The sequence below is a fragment of the Streptomyces buecherae genome (assembly GCF_014295035.1).
Taxonomy (GTDB): Bacteria; Actinomycetota; Actinomycetes; order Streptomycetales; family Streptomycetaceae; genus Streptomyces; species Streptomyces youssoufiensis.
Map to the genome: position 1 here is coordinate 3,482,498 of NZ_CP060404.1, position 15,691 is coordinate 3,498,188.

The 15,691-nt window shown below is 68.6% G+C and carries 24 protein-coding genes; 1 reads left to right on the top strand and 23 read right to left on the bottom strand.

Annotated elements, in window-relative coordinates; genetic code table 11:
• Positions 1–238 precede the first annotated feature (238 nt).
• Positions 239–2,305, top strand: coding sequence for a glycosyltransferase (locus tag H7H31_RS13045; RefSeq protein ID WP_187064892.1), 2,067 nt, complete (start codon positions 239–241; stop codon positions 2,303–2,305).
• 138 nt (positions 2,306–2,443) lie between these two features.
• Here H7H31_RS13045 and truA read toward each other — a convergent pair whose 3' ends face one another.
• The 23 genes from truA to rplP all read right to left on the bottom strand — a co-directional run bounded on the left by truA (position 2,444) and on the right by rplP (position 15,688).
• Complete coding sequence (gene truA, locus H7H31_RS13050) at positions 2,444–3,310, bottom strand: tRNA pseudouridine(38-40) synthase TruA (RefSeq protein WP_187064893.1); 867 nt, start codon at positions 3,308–3,310, stop codon at positions 2,444–2,446.
• 118 nt (positions 3,311–3,428) lie between these two features.
• On the bottom strand, positions 3,429–3,941 hold the full coding sequence (rplQ, locus tag H7H31_RS13055) for a 50S ribosomal protein L17 (protein WP_176163521.1): 513 nt from the start codon (positions 3,939–3,941) through the stop codon (positions 3,429–3,431).
• A 153-nt stretch (positions 3,942–4,094) separates the two neighbouring features.
• Positions 4,095–5,117, bottom strand: coding sequence for a DNA-directed RNA polymerase subunit alpha (locus H7H31_RS13060; protein WP_144380962.1), 1,023 nt, complete (start codon positions 5,115–5,117; stop codon positions 4,095–4,097).
• 175 nt (positions 5,118–5,292) lie between these two features.
• The gene (gene rpsK, locus H7H31_RS13065) at positions 5,293–5,697 is read right to left on the bottom strand and encodes a 30S ribosomal protein S11 (RefSeq protein ID WP_009715860.1); all 405 of its coding nucleotides are present in this window, start codon (positions 5,695–5,697) and stop codon (positions 5,293–5,295) included.
• Positions 5,698–5,799: 102 nt separating this feature from the next.
• Complete coding sequence (gene rpsM, locus H7H31_RS13070) at positions 5,800–6,180, bottom strand: 30S ribosomal protein S13 (RefSeq protein WP_176163520.1); 381 nt, start codon at positions 6,178–6,180, stop codon at positions 5,800–5,802.
• A 182-nt stretch (positions 6,181–6,362) separates the two neighbouring features.
• Positions 6,363–6,476 (bottom strand): 50S ribosomal protein L36, encoded by a 114-nt coding sequence (gene rpmJ / locus H7H31_RS13075; protein WP_003956441.1) that lies wholly within the window; start codon positions 6,474–6,476, stop codon positions 6,363–6,365.
• 58 nt (positions 6,477–6,534) lie between these two features.
• A complete protein-coding gene (infA, locus tag H7H31_RS13080; protein ID WP_030262853.1) occupies positions 6,535–6,756 on the bottom strand; it encodes a translation initiation factor IF-1 in 222 nt (73 codons plus the stop codon).
• 322 nt (positions 6,757–7,078) lie between these two features.
• Entirely contained in the window at positions 7,079–7,921 is an 843-nt protein-coding gene (map, locus tag H7H31_RS13085; RefSeq protein WP_176163519.1) for a type I methionyl aminopeptidase, read from the bottom strand.
• A gap of 157 nt (positions 7,922–8,078) precedes the next feature.
• Positions 8,079–8,774 carry an adenylate kinase gene (locus H7H31_RS13090; protein ID WP_187064894.1) on the bottom strand — a complete coding sequence of 232 codons (696 nt, stop codon included), beginning with the start codon at positions 8,772–8,774 and terminating at the stop codon, positions 8,079–8,081.
• Positions 8,774–10,087: a preprotein translocase subunit SecY gene (secY, locus tag H7H31_RS13095; protein WP_187064895.1), complete on the bottom strand. Its 1,314-nt coding sequence runs from the start codon at positions 10,085–10,087 to the stop codon at positions 8,774–8,776. Before secY ends, H7H31_RS13090 begins: the two co-directional genes overlap by 1 nt.
• A 201-nt stretch (positions 10,088–10,288) precedes the next feature.
• Positions 10,289–10,753 (bottom strand): 50S ribosomal protein L15, encoded by a 465-nt coding sequence (gene rplO / locus H7H31_RS13100; RefSeq protein ID WP_176163516.1) that lies wholly within the window; start codon positions 10,751–10,753, stop codon positions 10,289–10,291.
• Positions 10,754–10,755: 2 nt separating this feature from the next.
• The gene (rpmD, locus tag H7H31_RS13105) at positions 10,756–10,938 is read right to left on the bottom strand and encodes a 50S ribosomal protein L30 (RefSeq protein WP_176163515.1); all 183 of its coding nucleotides are present in this window, start codon (positions 10,936–10,938) and stop codon (positions 10,756–10,758) included.
• The gene (rpsE, locus tag H7H31_RS13110) at positions 10,938–11,540 is read right to left on the bottom strand and encodes a 30S ribosomal protein S5 (RefSeq protein WP_176163514.1); all 603 of its coding nucleotides are present in this window, start codon (positions 11,538–11,540) and stop codon (positions 10,938–10,940) included. Before rpsE ends, rpmD begins: the two co-directional genes overlap by 1 nt.
• Positions 11,541–11,587: 47 nt before the next feature.
• Positions 11,588–11,971, bottom strand: a complete 384-nt coding sequence (gene rplR / locus H7H31_RS13115; RefSeq protein ID WP_176163513.1) for a 50S ribosomal protein L18 — start codon at positions 11,969–11,971, stop codon at positions 11,588–11,590.
• 3 nt (positions 11,972–11,974) lie between these two features.
• On the bottom strand, positions 11,975–12,514 hold the full coding sequence (rplF, locus tag H7H31_RS13120) for a 50S ribosomal protein L6 (protein WP_176163512.1): 540 nt from the start codon (positions 12,512–12,514) through the stop codon (positions 11,975–11,977).
• 21 nt (positions 12,515–12,535) lie between these two features.
• The gene (rpsH, locus tag H7H31_RS13125; RefSeq protein WP_176163511.1) at positions 12,536–12,934 is read right to left on the bottom strand and encodes a 30S ribosomal protein S8; all 399 of its coding nucleotides are present in this window, start codon (positions 12,932–12,934) and stop codon (positions 12,536–12,538) included.
• 280 nt (positions 12,935–13,214) lie between these two features.
• Complete coding sequence (locus H7H31_RS13130) at positions 13,215–13,400, bottom strand: type Z 30S ribosomal protein S14 (protein ID WP_030890724.1); 186 nt, start codon at positions 13,398–13,400, stop codon at positions 13,215–13,217.
• 2 nt (positions 13,401–13,402) lie between these two features.
• Entirely contained in the window at positions 13,403–13,963 is a 561-nt protein-coding gene (rplE, locus tag H7H31_RS13135; protein WP_176163510.1) for a 50S ribosomal protein L5, read from the bottom strand.
• Positions 13,963–14,286 carry a 50S ribosomal protein L24 gene (rplX, locus tag H7H31_RS13140; RefSeq protein WP_176163509.1) on the bottom strand — a complete coding sequence of 108 codons (324 nt, stop codon included), beginning with the start codon at positions 14,284–14,286 and terminating at the stop codon, positions 13,963–13,965. Before rplX ends, rplE begins: the two co-directional genes overlap by 1 nt.
• 3 nt (positions 14,287–14,289) lie before the next feature.
• Complete coding sequence (gene rplN, locus H7H31_RS13145; protein WP_176163508.1) at positions 14,290–14,658, bottom strand: 50S ribosomal protein L14; 369 nt, start codon at positions 14,656–14,658, stop codon at positions 14,290–14,292.
• 102 nt (positions 14,659–14,760) lie between these two features.
• On the bottom strand, positions 14,761–15,045 hold the full coding sequence (gene rpsQ, locus H7H31_RS13150) for a 30S ribosomal protein S17 (protein WP_187064896.1): 285 nt from the start codon (positions 15,043–15,045) through the stop codon (positions 14,761–14,763).
• Positions 15,045–15,269, bottom strand: coding sequence for a 50S ribosomal protein L29 (rpmC, locus tag H7H31_RS13155; protein WP_030890741.1), 225 nt, complete (start codon positions 15,267–15,269; stop codon positions 15,045–15,047). Before rpmC ends, rpsQ begins: the two co-directional genes overlap by 1 nt.
• Complete coding sequence (gene rplP, locus H7H31_RS13160) at positions 15,269–15,688, bottom strand: 50S ribosomal protein L16 (protein WP_176163506.1); 420 nt, start codon at positions 15,686–15,688, stop codon at positions 15,269–15,271. Before rplP ends, rpmC begins: the two co-directional genes overlap by 1 nt.
• Between the last annotated feature and the right edge of the window lie 3 nt (positions 15,689–15,691).

The following is a 15,691-nucleotide window of genomic DNA, read 5'->3' on the forward strand; positions in this document are numbered from 1 at the left end:
CTCGAAGGAACCCGAAGAAACCCGAAGAAACCTAAAGACAAATGCACCCGCGCCCGCGTGCCCGCACCCGCGGACGAGCAGAAGAGGCGGAAGGTTGTGGTGTGCTCGACGATTGTGGGCCATTGCATATCACCGCATGCACAAGCAACTTTCTGCACCCGCGATCGTCTAATGAGGCAGGCCAGGCCAGAGGGGAGGCAGCACGCAACGGACGCAAGCCGTCCTGCGTGAAGTCAAAATGAAGATCTCATTTCTGCTGCACAACGTGTACGGCATCGGTGGAACGATCCGTTCCACGTTCAATGTGGCGGGCGCCCTCGCCGAACACCACGAGGTGGAGATCGTCTCCCTCATGCGCACCGCGGAGGCCCCGAGCCTCCCGCTGAACGACGCGGTGCGCGTCGTCAACCTGATCGACCTGCGCAAGGGCCACGCCAGCGACGCGGACAACCCGCTGCTCAAGCAGATCACCCCGCGCATCCCGGCCGCCGAGGCCAACGGCACGGTGAACTTCAACGCGCTCACCGACGAGCGCGTCGCCGCCTACCTCGACGCCACCAACGCGGACGTCGTCATAGCGACCCGCCCCGGCCTGCTCATCTACCTGGCCGAGTTCGGCCGTGGCCGAGGCCGCGACTTCCTGCGCATCGGCCAGGAGCACCGGCTGTACGAGACGCACAAGCCCGCCCTGCGCGCCGCGTGCGACGCGGCCATCGCCCGGCTCGACGCCCACACCACCGTCTCCGAGGCCGACGCGGCCACCCACCGCGCCAAGCTGCCCGACATCACCACCCGTCTCGTCGGGCTGCCCAACGGCGTCCCCGCGACCGACGTCGAGCCCTCCGACGGCACCGCCAAACTGGTCGTCGCCGCCGGCCGGCTGGTCCCGGTCAAGCGCTACGACCTGCTCGTCACCGCCTGGGCGACGGTCGCCGCCGCGCACCCGGACTGGAAGCTGCGGCTGTACGGGCGCGGCCCCCAGCACGCCGCGCTGCGCCAGCAGATCGACGACCTCGGCCTGGCCGACCACATCACCCTCATGGGCCCGCACGCCCCCATCGAGACCGAGTGGGCCAAGGGCTCGATCGCTGCCGTCACCTCCCGCGAGGAGTCGTTCGGCATGACGATCGTGGAGGCCATGCACTGCGGCGTGCCCGTGGTGGCCACCAACTGCCCGCACGGCCCCGGCGAGATCATCGCGGACGGCGAGGACGGGCTGCTGGTCGCCAACGGCGACGCGGACGCCATCGCCAAGGGCCTGCTCTCCCTCATCGAGGACGAGGACCGGCGCCGCCGGATGGGCCAGGCCGCCCGTGCCGCCGCCGCCCGCTACGCGCCCGAGCACGTGGCCGCCGCGTACGAGAAGCTGATCGGCGAGCTGTACGCGGCCCGTGGTCAGGCAGCGCCCTCGCGGGGCGCCTCCGGGGCGCGGACCCAGCGCAAGCCGCTGACCGACGTGCTCAAGGCCACCGTCAAGAGCCTGGTGCGCAAGCCCCCGCTGCGGCCCGTCGCCACCTGCCGGGCCGACGGCACCGGACGCCTCACGCTCAGCGTCCGTGGCGCCGGCGTGCACGGGCCCAAGCTGGCCGTGACGCTGACCGACCGCGCCAAGGGCGACCAGTTCCGCGTCCCGCTCCAGCCGCCGGCCGAGACCGGCGGGGCCTGGACCGCGGTCGTGGACCACGAGCTGGTCCGGCTCACCGAGGGCCGCTGGGACCTGCACGTCGTCCGCGGCGACGGCGCCCGCCGCCGCCTGGCCTGCCACTACGCCGAGGGTCGCGGCCTGGTCGAGGCGCGACCGTTGGACGGCACGCCGTTCACCTGGTGGGTGCCGTACACCACCGTGGACGGCTACCTCGCCCTGCGCACCTGGTACCGCGACGCGCACGCCGAGGCCCACACCGTGCACGCCGACGACGTCGGCGTGACCGTCACCTGCACCCTGCACGGCACGACGCTGGCCGAGGACGGCACCGGCGCCGCGCCCACCGTCATCGCCAAGCCGCGCACCGCCGGCAAGGCGTTCACCGCCCCGGTGACCGTGCTCGGCCCGGACCGGTTCCGCTTCACCCTGCGCTACGAGCAGGTGCACGCCACCCGCTCCGGCAAGGAGTCGGTCGACCCGGTCTGGGACGTCAGCCTCCAGCCGGGCGGCGACGGGCCCGCGAGCCTGCGCGTCGGCCGCGTCCTAGGCGACATCCTCGACCGCAACAAGACCGACCTCTACCCCGTCGTGGGGGGCGTGCGGCCCTACTTCACCAAGGCCAACAACCTCGCCCTGACCAGCCCCAAGCGCACCGCGTAAGGCAGCCGAACGCCCCCGCGACGACAGAGCGGGCGGGCGGGCCCATCCCCCGGGCCCGCCCGCCCGCTCTTCCGCGCCCGCTCAACCGCGTCCGCCGCGTCCGCGCGGGCGCGGCGGCCCCCGGCGTACCGCCGGCCCTCAGCAGCAGCCCACGGCCCCGCCCACGCCCGGCAGCGTGCGCTTGTTCCGGGCCTCCCGGCTGCGCGCCGCGAGCAGCTCGTCGGCCGGGTAGCCGACCTCCTCCAGGGTCAGCCCGTGCGGGCGCACCACGTGTACGGCCGAGTCGCGCACGCCCGCGGCCAACACCGCGCGCGGCCAGTCCACCGGCCGGTGCCCGTCGCCCACGAAGAGCATCGCGCCCACCAGCGAGCGCACCATGTTGTGGCAGAAGGCGTCCGCCCGCACGGTCGCGGTGATCACCCCGTCCGCGCCCCGCTCCCAGGAGAACCGCTGGAGCGTACGGATCGTCGTCGCGCCCTCACGCCGCTTGCAGTACGCCGCGAAGTCGTGCTCGCCCACGAGGTGCCCGGCCGCCTCGTTCATGGCCGCCACGTCCAGCGGCCAGTCGTGCCACAGCACGTGCCCGCGCAGCAGCGGGTCCACGCCGCCCGGGTGGTCGGTCACCCGGTACGCGTACCGCCGCCAGATCGCCGAGAAGCGGGCGTTGAAGCCCGCCGGCGCCGGCTCGACCCGCCAGACGCGCACGTCGTGCGGGAGCCGCCCGGCCAGCCGGCGCAGCAGCCGCTCCCGGTGCTCCTCCCAGACCTCGACGGGCAGGTCCACATGCGCGACCTGCCCCCGCGCGTGCACCCCGGCGTCCGTGCGGCCGGCCACCGTCAGCTCGTACGTGCGCGTCGAGCGCGTCACCGTCCGCAGCGCGTCCTCGATCTCGCCCTGGACGGTGCGCCGTCCGCCCGCCTGCCGGGCCCAGCCGGAGAAGTCCCTGCCGTCGTAGCTGAGGTCCAGCCGCAGCCGTACCTGCCCGGGGGCCGCCTCGTCGCTCACTCGCCGTCCTTGTCCACGCAGCATCCCTGTCTCATGCCGAACGGGCCCGCCCCAGAGATCTGGAACGGGCCCGTTGGCAACGCCTGTCTCACGCGCCCCGCCGGAGCGGGAGCGGCAATCAGGCGTCCTTGGCCTCGGTCTCGTCGGCGGCCTCGGTCGGGGCCTGCTCGGCCTCGCCCTTCTTGAGGTCCGCGACGGCCTCGTCGCCGGCGGCGTCCTTGGCGGACCGCTTGGTGGCGGCCTCGGCCTCACCCACGGCGGTCTGCTGCACGGTCAGCGCCTCGACCAGCTCGATGACGGCCATGGGCGCGTTGTCGCCACGGCGGCTACCGATCTTGGTGATGCGGGTGTAGCCACCCGGGCGGTTCTCGTAGCGCGGCGCGATCTCCGTGAAGAGGGTGTGCACGACACCCTTGTCGCGGATGGTCTGCAGCACCAGGCGACGGTTGTGCAGGTCGCCCTTCTTCGCCTTGGTGACCAGGCGCTCGGCGACCGGACGCAGGCGGCGGGCCTTGGCCTCGGTCGTCTTGATGCGGCCGTGCTCGAACAGCGCCGTGGCGAGGTTCGCGAGCAGCAGACGCTCGTGCGCGGCGCTGCCGCCCAGACGGGCACCCTTGGCAGGCTTCGGCATGTGTTTCTCCTCGTGTCTGCACCGGCCGTATCAGGTACCGGTGTCAGTTCCCGGACGGACGATCGTCCGCCGGAACCCGGGCTCGCGCCCGGGAAGTCTCGCCGCGTCCCCGGCCGGGACGCGGGGCTGGCCCCCGCCCCGGCCGGGAGCGGCTCAGTACTGCTCGGTCTCGACGAACCCGGCGTCCGCGTCGTCGTCGGCGCCGAAGGCGTCCGCGGCGGCGGTCGGGTCGAATCCGGGCGGGCTGTCCTTGAGCGCCAGGCCCATGCCGGCCAGCTTCGCCTTGACCTCGTCGATCGACTTGGCGCCGAAGTTGCGGATGTCGAGCAGGTCCGCCTCGGAGCGGGCCACCAGCTCGCCCACCGAGTGGATGCCCTCGCGCTTGAGGCAGTTGTACGAGCGGACCGTGAGCTCCAGCTCCTCGATCGGCAGCGCCAGATCGGCGGCGAGCGCGGCGTCCGTCGGGGACGGGCCCATGTCGATGCCCTCGGCGTCCACGTTCAGCTCGCGGGCCAGGCCGAACAGCTCGACCAGGGTCTTACCGGCCGACGCCATGGCGTCGCGCGGGCGCATGGCCTGCTTGGTCTCGACGTCGACGATCAGCTTGTCGAAGTCGGTGCGCTGCTCGACACGGGTCGCCTCGACCTTGTAGGTGACCTTGAGGACCGGCGAGTAGATCGAGTCGACCGGAATGCGGCCGATCTCCTGGCCGACCTGCTTGTTCTGCACGGCGGAGACGTAGCCGCGACCGCGCTCGACGGTCAGCTCCATCTCCAGCTTGCCCTTGCCGTTCAGGGTGGCCAGGACCAGGTCCGGGTTGTGCACCTCGACGCCGGCCGGCGGGGCGATGTCCGCGGCGGTGACCAGGCCGGGGCCCTGCTTGCGCAGGTACATCACGACCGGCTCGTCGTGCTCCGAGGAGACGACGAGCTGCTTGATGTTGAGGATCAGGTCGGTGACGTCCTCTTTGACGCCCGGCACGGTGGTGAACTCGTGCAGGACCCCGTCGATCCGGATGGACGTGACCGCCGCACCGGGGATCGAGGAGAGGAGCGTACGACGCAGGGAGTTACCGAGGGTGTAGCCGAAGCCCGGCTCCAGCGGCTCGATCACGAACCGGGAGCGGTACTCGTCGACGACCTCTTCGGTCAGAGAGGGACGCTGAGCGATCAGCATGAGGTGTTGCCTCCAGTCTTCGGCACCCACTATTTGATGCCGACGGATACTGCAAGGGTACGGGCGGTACGCCGCCTTGATGGAGGTGTACCGCCCGTGACCCGTGAGCGACTACCGTCCGTAGCGCGGGTGCGCTGCTTCGGGTAGCGGCTCGACTTCTAGCCCAACCGGTCCGTCAGACCCGGCGCCGCTTCGGGGGGCGGCAGCCGTTGTGCGGGGTCGGCGTGACGTCCTGGATGGAGCCGACCTCGAGGCCGGTGGCCTGGAGCGAACGGATCGCGGTCTCACGGCCGGAGCCGGGACCCTTGACGAAGACGTCCACCTTGCGCATGCCGTGCTCCTGCGCGCGGCGCGCGGCCGACTCGGCGGCCATCTGCGCGGCGAACGGGGTCGACTTGCGCGAGCCCTTGAAGCCGACGTGGCCGGCGGAGGCCCAGGAGATCACGTTGCCCGTGGGGTCGGTGATCGAGACGATCGTGTTGTTGAACGTGCTCTTGATGTGAGCGTGCCCGTGGGCGACGTTCTTCTTCTCCTTGCGGCGCACCTTCTTGGCGCCAGCCGTACGGCTCTTCGGAGGCATTCTGATGAACTCCCGTGGAGGTGATCGGTCCTACAGCTCGGACCGCGAACTGCTCGCGGGGACCGGGGGTGAGCCCCCGGGCCGCGGCGCGTCCGGTGCGGACTACTTCTTGCCCGGCTTCTTCTTGCCGGCGATGGCGCGACGCGGGCCCTTGCGGGTGCGGGCGTTGGTGCTCGTGCGCTGACCGTGGACCGGCAGGCCACGACGGTGACGCAGACCCTGGTAGCAGCCGATCTCCACCTTGCGGCGGATGTCGGCCTGAATCTCACGACGGAGGTCACCCTCGGTCTTGAGGTTGGCGTCCACGTACTCGCGGATCTTGACCAGGTCCTCTTCGGCCAGGTCGCGCACGCGGGTGTCGGGGTTGACGCCGGTGTTCTTCAGGGTCTCCTGGGCACGGGTGCGACCAATGCCGAAGACGTAGGTGAGGGCGACCTCCACGCGCTTTTCGCGCGGGAGGTCAACGCCTGCGAGGCGTGCCATAAATCTGGCTCCAGTTGCTATTCGGAGGTCTTCCGCAACACCACTCCCGGGCCCGCGCGGTGGCGGCTACCGGGTCCCCGGCCTCCGCCGGGGGTGTCGTCCCCTGCGAGGAGGAGACGGGTGATTGCGTATGTACGAGTTGCTCGCGTCGCGCGAAGGTACTGCGAGGTGCGGGTCGTGCGTCAGCCCTGGCGCTGCTTGTGGCGCAGGTTGTCGCAGATGACCATGACCCGGCCGTGACGGCGGATCACCTTGCACTTGTCGCAGATCTTCTTGACGCTCGGCTTGACCTTCATGGGTGTGAGGTTCTCCGGGTCGTGCCATCGCCCCACGGGAGCGGGACGGCAGCGAGATCTACTTGTAGCGGTAGACGATGCGTCCGCGCGTCAGGTCGTAGGGAGACAGCTCCACCACGACCCGGTCGTCAGGGAGGATGCGGATGTAGTGCATGCGCATCTTGCCACTGATGTGCGCGAGGACCTGGTGACCGTTCTGGAGCTCCACCTTGAACATGGCGTTCGGGAGGGACTCGATCACGGTGCCCTCGATTTCGATGGCACCTTGCTTCTTGGCCACGCTTCGCCCTTCGAATCGGCTACCTTGATCAACTCTCGACACGATCACGCGCTCGCACGCCTCCGATTGAGGGAAACGAATGCGGGCGCGCGGATATACGAGAGCCGACGCATCAGTCTACGTCAGGGCTTCCCGAAAGACGAATCCAGGTCTACTGCCCGAACGTGGAGATCTTTAAGCAACGCCCCGCTCAGGGGCTACGCCAGCCGGCCGCGCCGCCACCGGCCCCGCCGCACCTGCGCCCGGGGCCCGCGACGCCGGCACCGAACCGGGCCCCGACCCGGCGCCGGCCCCCGCCTCCACGGCGCGTCAGGCTGTCGCCTCAGGCCGTCGCGAGCGGGTCCGGTGCCGTCGTCACGCCGTACTCCGCCAGCTTCGCCTTGCCGCCGTCCACCGCGGTCAGCACCAGCGGGCCCTCCTCGGTCAGCGCCACCGAGTGCTCCCAGTGGCTCGACCACGAACCGTCGTCCGTCTTGACCGTCCAGTCGTCGGCGAGCACGTGCGTGGCGGCCGTGCCCAGGCTCACCATCGGCTCGATCGCGATGCAGAAGCCCGGCACCAGCTTCGGACCCTTGCCCCGCTTGCGCGTGACGTAGTTCAGCAGGTGCGGCTCCATGTGCATCTCGCTGCCGATGCCGTGGCCGCCGTAGTCCTCGATGATCCCGTACCGACCGGACGCCGGCCGTGGCTGCCGGCGGATGTAGCCCTCGATCGCCTTGGAGATGTCCACCAGCCGGTTGCCCTTGCGCACCGCGGCGATCCCGGCCCACATGGACTCCTCGGTGACCCGGCTCAGCTCGTGCAGCTCCGGCGCGTGGCCCTCGCCCACGAAGGCGGTGAACGCCGCGTCGCCGTGCCAGCCGTCCACGATGGCGCCGGCGTCGATGGAGATGATGTCGCCGTCCTTCAGGACCGTCTCCCGGTCCGGGATGCCGTGCACCACCACGTCGTTCACCGACGTGCAGATCGTGGCCGGGAAGCCCCCGTACCCCAGGAAGTTCGACTTCGCGCCGGCGTCGGCGAGCACCTTGCGGGCGGCCTCGTCCAGGTCCCTGGTGGTGGCGCCCACGACGGCCGCCTCCCGGCACGCCTGGTGGACGCGCGCGACGACCAGCCCCGCCTCGCGCATCTTCGCGATCTGGTCCGGGGTCTTGATCTCCAGCATGGGTCGCCTTCTTCCACCTTCCGGGGTTCGTGATACCTGCACACACAACAGTACGGCCGTGGCGCTCCCAGGAGCACCACGGCCGCACACACACTGTCACCGCACCGCGGCGGGCCTTCGACGCGCACGTCGCGGCCGGCCCGCCCCGCTCGCGGACTCACGGACCGGGAACGGTCCGCCCGTCGGCCTCCGAGGCCCGCTCGGCCCGCTGCGGCAGGGCCTCCATGGCCCGCCGCGTGACCTCGGCCACCTTGCCCAGCGCCGAGATCGTCACGACCAGGCCCTGGGCCTTGTAGAAGTCGATGATCGGCTCGGTCTCGCTGTGGTAGACCTCAAGGCGCTTGCGGACCGTTTCCTCGCTGTCGTCCTCGCGCTGGTACAGGGCGCCGCCGCAGATGTCGCAGACGCCCTCCACCTTCGGCTTGCTGTACTCCACGTGGAAGGTGTGGCTGGAGTCCGTACGGCAGGTGCGCCGGCCGGCGATCCGCTTCACGACCTCGCCCTCGGGGACCTCCAGGTCCAGCACCGCGTCCAGCCGCAGCCCCTCGTCGGCCAGGAGCTGGTCGAGGACCTCGGCCTGGTGGAGGTTGCGCGGGAACCCGTCGAGCAGGAAGCCGTGCTCCGCGTCGGGCTGGGCCATGCGGTCCTTGGCCATGCCCACCGTGACCTCGTCCGGCACCAGTTGTCCGGCCTTCATGTACTCCTGGGCCTTCTGGCCCAGGGGCGTGCCCTGACTGATGTTCGCGCGGAAAAGGTCACCCGTGGAGATGTGCGGGATTGACAAGTTCTTGGCGAGGTACGCGGCCTGCGTTCCCTTGCCCGCCCCGGGAGGCCCGACGAGGACGATTCGCATCAGCGGAGGAACCCTTCGTAGTGTCGCTGCTGAAGCTGGCTCTCGATCTGCTTCACCGTCTCCAGACCCACACCCACGATGATGAGGATGCTGGTGCCACCGAACGGGAAGTTCTGGTTTGCGTTGAGCGTCACCAGCGCCACCGTCGGCACCAGAGCGATCAGGCCCAGGTAAAGCGAGCCGGGCCACGTGATGCGGTTCAGCACGTAGCTCAAGTACTCCGCAGTGGGACGACCAGCCCGGATACCCGGGATGAAGCCACCATACTTCTTCATGTTGTCAGCAACTTCTTCGGGGTTGAAGGAGATCGCGACGTAGAAGAAGGCGAAGAAGACGATCAGCAGGAAGTACGTGACGATGTAGACCGGGTGGTCGCCCGTCACGAAGTTGGCCTCGATCCAGGTCGCCCATTCCGAGTCGGAACCGCTGAACTGAGCGATCAGCGCCGGAATGTAGAGCAGCGAGGAAGCGAAGATGACCGGGATCACACCCGCCTGGTTCACCTTCAGCGGGATGTAGGTCGAGGTCCCGCCGTACGAGCGGCGGCCGATCATGCGCTTCGCGTACTGGACGGGGATGCGGCGCTGCGCCTGCTCCACGAAGACCACCAGGGCCACCATCGCCAGACCACAGAGGATGACGAGGCCGAACTCCAGCCAGCCGTCCATGATCTTGCCCTGCTGCCGGATCGCCCACAGCGCGCTCGGGAAGCCGGCGGCGATCGAGACGAACATCAGGATCGACATGCCGTTGCCGATGCCGCGGTCGGTGACGAGCTCACCGAGCCACATCACCAGCGCCGTGCCGGCGGTCATGGTGAGGACCATGGTGATCGTGACGAAGATCGACTGGTCGGGGACGATCTGGTCGCCGACGTTGCAGTTCTGGAAGAGCGAGCCGCTGCGCGCGGTGGCCACCAGGCCGGTGCCCTGCAAGATCGCCAGCGCCACCGTCAGGTAACGGGTGTACTGCGTGATCTTCGCCTGCCCGGACTGGCCCTCCTTCTTGAGGGCCTCAAGGCGGGGGATCACCACCGTGAGCAGCTGAAGGATGATGCTCGCCGTGATGTACGGCATGATCCCTAGCGCGAAGATGGTGATCTGCATGAGGGCGCCACCGCTGAACATGTTCACCAGACCGAACAGACCCTGCTGGGCCTTGGCCTCGTCCATGCACTGTTGGACGTTCTGGTAGTCGATGCCCGGCACCGGGACGTGCGCCCCGAGCCGGAACAGGACAATGATGCCCAGCGTGAAGAGCAGCTTCTTGCGCAGGTCGGGCGTCTTGAACGCTCGGGCGAACGCGGTGAGCACGGTGCCTCCTGCGCCCCCCGCGTCGAGCGCGAGAGGTGACGGTCTTGAGGATCGACGAATACAAATCAGTCAAAACCCGCGCGGACACAGGCCACGCGGAGGGTAACAGCGCACGCCACCTTACCGGCGACTGGGCCCCCCTAGGAACGACCAACCGGGGATGCCCCTTATGAGGGGCATCCCCGGCAGGTTGTCACAGGCTCAGATGAGCTCGGTGACGGTGCCGCCGGCGGCGGCGATCTTCTCCTTGGCGGAGCCGGAGACGGCGTCCACCGTCACCTGCAGCGCCACGGAGATCTCGCCGGTGCCGAGCACCTTGACGAGCTCGTTCTTGCGCACCGCGCCCTTGGCGACCAGATCGGCCACCGTGACCTCGCCACCCTGCGGGTAGAGCGACGCCAGCTTGTCCAGGTTGACGACCTGGAACTGCTTGTGCGCGGGGTTCTTGAAGCCCTTCAGCTTCGGGAGGCGCATGTGGAGGGGCATCTGCCCGCCCTCGAAGCGCTCCGGAACCTGGTAGCGGGCCTTCGTGCCCTTGGTACCACGACCGGCCGTCTTACCCTTCGACGCCTCACCACGACCCACACGGGTCTTGGCGGTCTTGGCGCCCGGGGCGGGACGGAGGTTGTGGACCTTCAGCGGCTTGCTCTCGGAGGAACCAGCCATGATCAGTCGACCTCCTCAACCGTCACGAGGTGGCGGACGGTCTTCACCATGCCGCGGAACTCGGGGCGGTCTTCCTTGACCACGACGTCGCCGAGCCTCTTCAGGCCGAGCGAGCGCAGCGTGTCACGGTGGTTCTGCTTGCTGCCGATGTACGACTTCGTCTGCGTGACCTTGAGGCGAGCCATTACGCACCCACCCCGGCACGCGCCCGCAGCAGTGCGGCGGGGGCGACGTCTTCCAGCGGCAGGCCACGGCGGGCGGCGATCTCCTCGGGACGCTGAAGCCCCTGCAGAGCCGCACGCGTGGCGTGCACGATGTTGATCGGGTTCGACGAACCGAGCGACTTGCTCAGCACGTCGTGGATGCCCGCGCACTCCAGGACGGCGCGCACCGGGCCACCGGCGATCACACCGGTACCGGGGGACGCCGGCTTGAGCAGCACGACACCCGCGGCCTCCTCACCCTGGATCGGGTGCGGGATGGTGCCCTGGATCCGGGGGACCTTGAAGAAGTTCTTCTTGGCCTCCTCAACGCCCTTGGCGATGGCGGCCGGAACCTCCTTCGCCTTCCCGTATCCGACACCCACGGTGCCGTCACCGTCGCCCACCACGACCAGCGCGGTGAAGCTGAAGCGACGACCACCCTTCACGACCTTGGCGACGCGGTTGATCGCGACAACGCGCTCAACGTACGCGGTCTTCTCGGCAGCAGCGCCGCCGTCCCGGCCCTTCCGGTCCCGCCGCTCGCCGCCACCGGCGCCGCCACCGCGGCGCTGGGGTCCAGCCATTGGTAATACCTCTCTCTGTTACGGTCCGCTAGCTCCGGAACCGGGGCTTAGAACTTCAGCCCGGCTTCGCGGGCGGCGTCCGCCAGAGCGGCGATGCGCCCGGCGTACTGATTGCCACCGCGGTCGAACACCACGGCCTCGACGCCGGCGGCCTTGGCACGCTCGGCCACCAGGGCTCCGACCTGCTGGGCCTGGGCGCTCTTGTCGCCTTCTCCGCCGCGGATCGACGCGTCCAGGGTCGACGCCGACGCGAGCGTGTGGCCCGCGATGTCGTCGATGACCTGCGCCACCATGTGGCGGTTGGAACGCGTGACCACGAGGCGGGGACGCTCGGGGGTACCCGAGATCCGCTTGCGAACGCGGATGTGGCGACGCTTGAGGGCGGCACCCTTGCGGGCGTTGCCCTTCGCGATCTTCACACCGTATGCCATGGCTTACTTACCAGCCTTTCCGACCTTGCGGCGGATGACTTCGCCCGCGTACTTCACGCCCTTGGCCTTGTACGGGTCGGGCTTGCGCAGCTTGCGGATGTTCGCGGCGACCTCGCCGACCTTCTGCTTGTCGATGCCCTCGACGCTGAGCTTGGTCGGGGACTCGACCTTGAAGGTGATGCCCTCGGGGGCCTCGATCAGGATGGGGTGGCTGTAGCCCAGCGAGAACTCCAGGTTGGAGCCCTTCGCCTGGACGCGGTAACCAACACCGCTGATCTCAAGAGCCTTGCTGTAGCCCGCGGTCACGCCGGTGATCATGTTCGCCACCAGCGTCCGGGACAGGCCGTGCAGGGCCTTGTTCTGACGCTCGTCGTTGGGGCGTGTGACGCTGAGCACGCCGTCCTCGCCCTTAGCGATCTCGATGGGCGCGGCTACGGTGTGGCTGAGGGTGCCCTTGGGGCCCTTCACCTGGACCGTACGGCCATCGATGGTGACGTCCACACCAGCGGGAACCTGGATGGGCAGCCGTCCAATACGCGACATTGGCTATTCCTCCGTTCCCGGTTACCAGACGTAGGCGAGGACTTCCCCACCCACGCCCTTCTTCTGCGCCTGCTGGCCGGTGAGGAGACCGTGCGACGTGGAGATGATCGCCACGCCCAGGCCGCCGAGCACCTTCGGCAGGTTGGTGGACTTTGCGTAGACCCGCAGGCCCGGCTTCGAGATGCGCTTGATGCCGGCGATCGAACGCTCACGGTTCGGGCCGAACTTCAGCTCGAGGATGAGGTTCTTGCCGACCTCGGCGTCCTCGACCTTCCAGCCGGTGATGTAACCCTCCTGCTGGAGGATCTCTGCGATGTGCGACTTGATCTTGCTGTGCGGCATCGCCACCGAGTCGTGGTACGCCGAGTTCGCGTTTCGCAGACGCGTCAGCATGTCTGCGATGGGATCAGTCATGGTCATGAATTGGCCTTCGGCCTCTCTCGCCGGGGTTTCCTATCTGCGCCATCCCTCTCCCCGATCAGCTCGGGACGGGTGCGGCGCGGGGACCTTCGGCGTAGTAAGCGACTTCTTGCGGACGCATCGTCCGCAGTGGTCTCGGACGGCGGGGCGCCCAACCCTTCTACCTTACGGGACGAAGAGCGGGGCCCCCGCCGATCCGATGCTTACCGAGAGCTCCGGTGAATCCGTACGGTCCGCTTCGGTGCCGCCACGAGGGGCGTTCACCAGGCGGGGAACGGTATTACCAGGAGCTCTTGGTCACGCCCGGCAGCTCGCCACGGTGGGCCATCTCACGAAGGCACACCCGGCACAGGCCGAACTTGCGGTAGACGGAGTGCGGCCGGCCACAGCGCTGGCAGCGGTTGTACGCGCGCACAGCGAACTTCGGCTTGCGGGCGGCCTTAGCGATCAGTGCCTTCTTCGCCACGGTCAGTTCTCCTTGAACGGGAAGCCGAGGTGACGAAGCAGGGCGCGGCCCTCATCGTCGTTCTGGGCGGTCGTCACCACGGTGATGTCCATGCCCCGGACCCGGTCGATCTTGTCCTGGTCGATCTCGTGGAACATGACCTGCTCCGTGAGACCGAAGGTGTAGTTGCCCCGGCCGTCGAACTGCTTGGGCGACAGGCCGCGGAAGTCGCGGATGCGCGGGAGCGCCAGCGACAGCGTGCGGTCCAGGAACTCCCACATCCGGTCACCGCGGAGGGTGACGTGGGCACCGATCGGCTGACCCTCACGCAGCTTGAACTGCGCGATGGACTTGCGGGCCTTGGTGACGGCCGGCTTCTGACCGGTGATCGTGGTGAGGTCGCGGATGGCGCCCTCGATCAGCTTGGAGTCGCGGGCGGCGTCGCCCACACCCATGTTGACCACGATCTTGGTGAGGCCGGGGACCTGCATGATGTTCTCGTACGAGAACTCCTCACGCAGCTTGGCCGTGATCTCTTCGCGGTAGCGCTGCTTCAGACGCGGCGCGTTGGTGGTGGCAGTCATCAGATGTCCTCACCGGTCCGCTTGGCAACGCGGATCTTGTTGCCCTCGTCATCGAAGCGGTACCCGACGCGGGTGACGACCTTCTGGCCGTCCTTCTCCACCACGAGCTGAACGTTGCTCACGTGGATGGGGGCCTCGGTCGTCACGATGCCGCCGGTCTTCGAACCGCGAGCGGTCTGGCCGGCCTTCGTGTGCTTCTTGACCCGGTTGACACCCTCGACCAGGACGCGGTCCTCGCGGGGGTAGGCCACGATGACCTTGCCCTGCTTGCCCTTGTCCTTACCGGTGATGACCTGGACCAGGTCGCCCTTCTTGATCTTCATCGGTTACAGCACCTCCGGCGCGAGCGAGACGATCTTCATGAACTTCTTCTCGCGCAGCTCACGGCCGACCGGGCCGAAGATACGGGTGCCGCGGGGGTCGCCGTCGTTCTTCAGAATGACGGCGGCGTTCTCGTCGAAGCGGATGTACGAGCCATCGGGGCGACGGCGCTCCTTGACGGTGCGCACGATGACCGCCTTGATGACGTCACCCTTCTTCACGTTGCCACCGGGGATCGCATCCTTGACGGTGGCGACGATGACGTCACCGATGCCCGCGTAGCGGCGACCGGAACCGCCGAGAACACGGATGCAAAGGATCTCCTTCGCACCAGTGTTGTCGGCGACGCGCAGTCGCGACTCCTGCTGGATCACGTCTATCTCCTGATCGTCTGCCGGTTCCCGGCGGGGACCCGGTCGCCCGAGTCCCCGCCGAGCCTGGCGGAACTATTCCGAGGGGGTCCCCCTCGGAGGGGATTACTTGGCCTTCTCGAGGATCTCGACGATGCGCCAGCGCTTCGTCGCGGACAGCGGCCGGGTCTCCATCAGGAGGACGCGGTCACCGACACCGGCGGCGTTCTGCTCGTCGTGCGCCTTGAGCTTGTTCGTACGACGGATGACCTTGCCGTACAGCGCGTGCTTGACGCGGTCCTCAACGGCGACGACGACGGTCTTGTCCATCTTGTCGCTGACGACCAGACCCTCACGGGTCTTGCGGAAGCCGCGGTCCTGCTTGTTCTCAGTCACATTCGTCTCGCTCATCAGGCGCTCTCCACCGTCTCGATGCCGAGCTCGCGCTCACGCATCAGGGTGTAGATCCGGGCGATGTCCTTGCGGACGGCCTTCAGCCGGCCGTGGTTCTCAAGCTGTCCGGTCGCCGCCTGGAAGCGGAGGTTGAACAGCTCCTCCTTGGCCTCGCGCAGCTTGGCGACGAGATCCTCGTCGTTCAGCTCGCGCAGCTCGGTCGCCTTGGTACCGGCCGCCATCACGACTCACCTGCCTCGCGCCGGACGATCCGGCACTTCATCGGAAGCTTGTGGGCGGCGCGGGTCAGCGCCTCCTTAGCGACCTTCTCGTTCGGGTAGGACAGCTCGAACATCACCCGACCGGGCTTGACGTTCGCGATCCACCACTCCGGCGAACCCTTACCGGAACCCATGCGGGTCTCGGCGGGCTTCTTGGTGAGCGGCCGGTCCGGGTAGATGTTGATCCAGACCTTGCCGCCACGCTTGATGTGGCGGGTCATGGCGATACGAGCGGCCTCGATCTGGCGGTTCGTGACGTACGCCGGCGTGACGGCCTGGATGCCGTACTCGCCGAACGCCAGCTCCGTGCCGCCCTTGGCCATACCCGACCGCTTCGGGTGGTGCTGCTTGCGGTGCTTGACCCTGCGAGGGATCAGCATGTC